The organism is Gemmata sp., assembly GCF_051859125.1.
Lineage (GTDB): Bacteria > Planctomycetota > Planctomycetia > Gemmatales > Gemmataceae > Gemmata.
The window spans coordinates 1-1552 of record NZ_JBHYGG010000238.1 but is presented as its reverse complement, the minus strand read 5'-3'; the positions used below and the strand labels follow the sequence as shown (position 1 = coordinate 1552).

Sequence of the window (1552 nt, the reverse complement as noted above, 5' to 3'; positions counted from 1 at the left end):
ACAGCCGCGTAGGCCAGAAGAACTCGCACCCGCGGGACTATTTCGTGGGAGCAACTCGATCCCCCACTCAAGTCAAGGTCGGGTCGGATGTGACGCGCCTCGCACGGCCGCCTCGATCGCGGAGACGTCGATCTTCCCCATGGTCATCATCGCCTCGAACGCGCGCTTCGCCACGTCCCCGCCCGCGGCCATCGCCTCGGTCAGCACGCGCGGGGTGATCTGCCAGGACAGCCCCCATTTGTCCTTGCACCAGCCGCACGCGCTCGCGCGGCCGCCGTTGCCGACGATCGCGTCCCAGTACCGATCCGTTTCGGCCTGGTCGGCGGTCGCCACCTGGAACGAGAACGCCTCGGTGTGCTTGAACGCCGGCCCGCCGTTGAGCCCGAGGCACGGGACGCCCAGCACGGTGAACTCGACGGTCAGCACGTCCCCCTTCTTCCCCGACGGGAAGTCGCCCGGGGCACGGTGTACCGCCCCGACCGCCGAGTCGGGGAAGGTCTCGGCGTAGAACCGCGCCGCGTCCTCGGCGGTGCCATCGAACCAGAGGCAGATCGTGTTCTTTGCCGGCCCCGCCATGTCGCGTCTCCAGGAATGAGTCACCCGAGGCGGGGTCGGCCCGCCCCGGTGGGTGGTAGGCTAACCAGGGTGCGGGGCAGTATCAAACTGCGTTGGGCGACCGGGCGCGTTTTATCGCCAGACAGGTCCGGGTGGGTGACGCGGCGTGACGGCACCGCCCGCCACGAGTAGGGCTGATTCGAGAGCCGACGCGGCCGCCCGAGGCGGGGGCGGCGGATGCGCGGTCCGTGCGACCGGCCCCTGCGGCACCGGCGGTCACTTCTTCTCGGGCAGGTTCGGCACGAGTTTCGGGTCGTACTTGGCCCCCTTGGCGACCTGGACCATGGTGATCCGCATCTTGGTTGGGAAGAACTTCTCCGGGTCGGTCCGCTTGTGGGCGTGGCCCGCGCCCCCACTGTCGTCCTTCATCACCAGGTGCATCTCCTTGATCCCCTCCTCCCAGACGATGAGGTCGTTCTGCCAGAACGAGGTCATCTTCACGTCGCTCTCGTACACGCCCTTTTCCTTGTAGACCTGGGTGCCGGTGCAGCCGTACCCGGCCTTGAGCCCCTTGTTCGGGATGTAGCACAGGCTCCAGGTGGTCGGCGCGCCGCCCTCCGGCTTCTCGATCACCTCGGCCCGGACGTGGACGGTGCCGTTGCGGTAGTCCACCGGCGTCGTCCAGTCCTTGGGGCGGTCGGCGTTGAGCATCTTGTCGCGGACGTAGTAGTGCGACTTGCTCGGCTTGGAGTTGTCGGCGTCCTCCTTGGTGAACGTGAAGGTGGCGTCGAACAGCACGAACTGCTGCGCCTTCGCCTCGGGCGCACCCTCGGCCTTCTTGGGGTCCGGCTGTCCGGTCGCCAGGCCCGAGCAGGCGAGAGCGGTGATCACAACGGCCGTCCGCAGCTTGGTCATGGAACTTCCCCTCACACCAGGTCTTGTTGATTGCTCACTGGAGCCGGGCGCGGGGGGGGCGGCCCGGGGCGCGGCCCCCCCG

At 68.4% G+C, this 1552-nt stretch carries 2 protein-coding genes; both read right to left on the bottom strand.

Features of this window, described 5'->3' with window-relative positions; genetic code table 11:
- Window positions 1-72: 72 nt before the first annotated feature.
- Entirely contained in the window at window positions 73-576 is a 504-nt protein-coding gene (locus tag ACTIGN_RS18990; RefSeq protein WP_439626669.1) for a VOC family protein, read from the bottom strand.
- A gap of 255 nt (window positions 577-831) precedes the next feature.
- The gene (locus tag ACTIGN_RS18985) at window positions 832-1470 is read right to left on the bottom strand and encodes a hypothetical protein (protein ID WP_439626667.1); all 639 of its coding nucleotides are present in this window, start codon (window positions 1468-1470) and stop codon (window positions 832-834) included.
- Between the last annotated feature and the right edge of the window lie 82 nt (window positions 1471-1552).